The sequence below is a fragment of the Arthrobacter sp. 260 genome, assembly GCF_013116745.1.
Taxonomy (GTDB): Bacteria; Actinomycetota; Actinomycetes; order Actinomycetales; family Micrococcaceae; genus Arthrobacter_D.
In genome coordinates, this window is sequence record NZ_JABFOE010000036.1 from 1 (window position 1) to 322 (window position 322).

Annotated in this window: 1 protein-coding gene; it reads left to right on the forward strand. The window is 64.0% G+C overall.

Annotation, left to right across the window (positions count from 1 at the left end; genetic code table 11):
* Positions 1 to 32: 32 nt before the first annotated feature.
* The coding region (locus HMI57_RS18270) for a DUF222 domain-containing protein (RefSeq protein ID WP_346655273.1) at positions 33 to 322 on the forward strand (290 nt) is incomplete at its 3' end.

Below are 322 nucleotides of genomic sequence, written 5' to 3' on the forward strand. Positions count from 1 at the left end.
ACGATCCGAGGGACTGGGGGTACGAGAAAACCGTGACCGCGTCGGAGATCAGTGCGGCCCTGCACATACCCGAACGGACGGCGGGGTTCCTCGTCGAGCACAGCACCCTGCTCACCCGGTACTGCCCTGCGACTTTGGAAGCGTTGGAGGCCGGGAAGCTCAGTAAACGGCATGCGTGGGCTGTGGTGGAAGAGGCCTCGAGCATTCCCGACACTGACCCTGCGGTGACGGCTGATTTTGAGGCCCGGCTGATTGGCATGGCGTCGTTGACGACGGTGGCGAAGTTCCGGCAGCAGGCGAACCGGCTCCGCGAAGAACTCCA